Annotated in this window: 2 protein-coding genes and 1 pseudogene; all 3 read left to right on the top strand. The window is 65.9% G+C overall.

What is annotated here, in order from left to right; all coding sequences use genetic code 11:
* The first annotated feature begins 608 nt into the window (after positions 1 to 608).
* On the top strand, positions 609 to 1,934 hold the full coding sequence (locus ABZ818_RS42660) for a hypothetical protein (RefSeq protein WP_361427684.1): 1,326 nt from the start codon (positions 609 to 611) through the stop codon (positions 1,932 to 1,934).
* A gap of 146 nt (positions 1,935 to 2,080) precedes the next feature.
* A complete protein-coding gene (locus ABZ818_RS42655) occupies positions 2,081 to 2,686 on the top strand; it encodes a DUF305 domain-containing protein (RefSeq protein ID WP_361427681.1) in 606 nt (201 codons plus the stop codon).
* Between the two features lie 147 nt (positions 2,687 to 2,833).
* Positions 2,834 to 3,073: pseudogene (locus tag ABZ818_RS42650) on the top strand (transposase); the annotation flags it as partial.
* Positions 3,074 to 3,176: the final 103 nt, after the last annotated feature.

Genomic DNA, 3,176 nt, shown 5'->3' with positions numbered 1-3,176 from the left:
ATCATGCACACGACATGACACGAGGACGGAACCGTCCCATCACCCACGAACGGGCGACACCACATCATCAGGAACGGGACTTAACGCCCTCTCAGAACCTGGTGAGACCGGTCCCGTGAGAGTGGTAGTGCACCGACCAGCCCAGGCCCAACCCGTTGGCCCCGGTCTCGTGCATGGCACGATGCCGCTGATCGCGACCCATTGCATGCCTACTGCCAGCCGCTGAGCCATCAGCTTGGGAAGCTCGGGTGATCTATCCCTGGCTGTCTTGGTGGCCTGTGGCAGAGCGGTTACAGTGCTCGTACCTGGGGCCGAGGTGCTCGCCGCTGTTCCTCGCGGTTTCCCGCGAACCCCGCGGCCCCTGTCCCCTGCCGGACGGGGGCCGCGGCGTTCGCGGCTCCACGCCCCCTGTCGCGTCAACCTGTGGGCGGGTAGGTTGAGTTGATCCCAGGCGTGTCATGACCATGGATTGATGTGATCATGACACGTCTCCTATATTGCGTGGGTCCGTAACGCCCCTCGTGACAGGAGGCCCTGCATTGCAAGGCTCGACATTCGCGCGAAGAGCACGCCGCACACTCAAGGCGGCCGTCCTCGCCGGCGTACTCATAGTCACGTCGTTCGGGATGGTCGGCCCGTCCACCGCCCAAGACCGTGACCTCGGCGTCGACGAGATATCACACAGTGCGAACATCAAGCCCCTGGCGAACGTCCCGAGGCAGGGTCCGCTCGCCAATGCCACCCACAGCGACCTGGCGTTCTACGGCAACTACGCCATTCAGGGCACCTACGCCGGGTTCACGATCTACAACATCCAGAACCCCACGAAGCCGGAGACCGTCTCCCAGACGGCGTGCAACGGCGGCCAGGGCGACCCCACCGTCTCCGAGGACGGGAAGCTGCTGTTCGTGTCGGTCGACACTCCGCAGTCGAATCCGTCCTGTGCGAGCACGAACTCCAATGCGGCCAACCCGAACGCCTGGGAAGGCATCCGCATCTTCGACATCAGCGACAAGCAGAACCCCAAGTACGTGAAGTCGGTGCGGACCGACTGCGGTTCCCACACGCACACGTACGTTCCCGCTGACGGCGGAGACACGGCCTACCTCTACATCTCCTCGTACGGCCCGTCCCCGGCGTTCCCGCACTGCCAGCCTCCGCACGACAAGATCTCGATCGTGAAGGTTCCCCTGGACGCCCCGGACTCCGCGTCCGTGGTCGCCACGCCCGTACTCTTCCCCGACGGCGGCGCAGGCGCCACCGCAGGCTGCCACGACATCACCGTCTTCCCCGAGAAGCATCTGGCCGCCGGCGCCTGCATGGGCGAGGGTGCTCTGATCGACATCTCGGATCCCACCAAGCCGTACGTGATCACCAGCGCCACCGACGCGAACTTCGCCTTCTGGCACTCGGCGACGTTCACCAACGACGGGAACCGCGTGGTCTTCACCGATGAGCTCGGGGGCGGCGGCGCGCCGACCTGCAACGAGCAGATCGGGCCGAACCGCGGCGCCGACGCCATCTTCGACATCAAGGGCGAGGGCGACAACCGCGAGCTGGTGTTCCGCAGCTACTTCAAGATTCCGCGCATGCAGCAGAAGACGGAGAACTGCGTCGCCCACAACGGCTCGCTGATCCCGGCCAAGCACCGCGACATGATGGTGCAGGCCTGGTACCAGGGCGGCGTGTCGGTCATCGACTTCACCGACCCCGACCACCCGAAGGAGATCGGCTACTTCGAGCGCGGCCCGCTGTCCAAAGACACCTTGCAGACCGGCGGCTCCTGGTCGGCGTACTGGTACAACGGTCGCATCTACTCCAGTGACATCACCAAGGGCCTGGACGTGCTCCAGCTCACCGGAGCGCCGGCCAGCGCCAACCGGGTCCGGCTGGACTTCATGAACCCGCAGACCCAGTACAGCTACAAGCCCTGATTCCGCCCATGGCCCCGGCGGGCGGCACGTCCGCCGGGGCCGCACCCACACCACAAGTTCAGCCCGCAGCGTGCGTGGCTCCCAGGGCGCCGCGTGGCGAAGCAGAAGGGAACAGGCGCATAGTGAGGTACCGCAGAGTTGCAAGTGTGCTGCTGACAGCCGCCTGCCTGCTCGGCGTCGCAACCGTGCCCGCCGGCGCGGAGGCTGGGCAGACGCCCCAGGCCACGGCGGGTGACCCCGCCCCGACGTCGACGAATCCGCAGGTCGAGTCGAACAACGCCGATGCGGACTTCGTCGCCATGATGATCCCGCATCACCAGCAGGCGCTCATCCTGAGCCGGCTGGCCCCGTCGAGGTCCAGCGACAGCGCGGTGCTTTCGCTCGCCGACCGGATCGACGTCGAGCAGGGCCTCGAGATCTATATGATGCAGTCGTGGCAGGAGTGGAACGGCCTCGAGCAGACGGATCCCCAGCAGTCGTACGAGGAGATGATGCAGGATCCGATGATGGTCGAGGAGATGGGGTTGGCCACCCCCGAGGAGCTCGACCAGCTGACCGCGTCGACTGGCAACGCCTTCGACGTGCTGTTCCTACGGCTGATGATCAAGCACCACAACGGTGCGATCGACATGCTGACGGACGTGCTGACCAACGGCACCGACGAGACGTTGCAGCAGTGGGCGACCGACATGATGGCCACCCAGTACGCCCAGGTCCAGATGATGCAGCGGATGCTGGACAACAAGACGTAGACGTCCTGAGCCACTCCGTGCGCCGTCGGGCGTCGCGGGCCTGCCGACCGGCCCGGACGCCCGTCAGTCGTATCCGGGTCCCGGCACGCGGCCGCCTGATCCCGAAGGCCCGGGTACGGCTCCGACGCACACCCGCGTGCCCTCCGCGCGATGGCTGAACTGGTCCGCCTGGCCAAGATCCGCTGGCGCATCGAGCACGATTACCGGGAACTCAAGCACGGCCTGGGCCTGGACCACTTCGAGGGCCGCTCCTGGACCGGGTGGCACCACCACGTCACCCTGGTCACCGCCGCCCACGCGTTCCTCACGGAACAGCGCCTGATCCCAAAAGCCGATACAGCGGACTCACCCTCTACCAGATCCTCGACACCATCCAAGACCTGCTGAACTGCTGGACCGGCACCTGCACCACCTGCCACCGCCCGCTGCCCAGAACGTCCACCACCAGCCCAAACCCAAGAACCAGAGCAACCTAACGGAGTCCTACTAG

Origin of the sequence: Streptomyces sp. NPDC047453 (genome assembly GCF_040643155.1) — a bacterium.
Taxonomy (GTDB): domain Bacteria; phylum Actinomycetota; class Actinomycetes; order Streptomycetales; family Streptomycetaceae; genus Streptomyces.
This window is presented reverse-complemented; position numbering and strand designations above follow the sequence as displayed.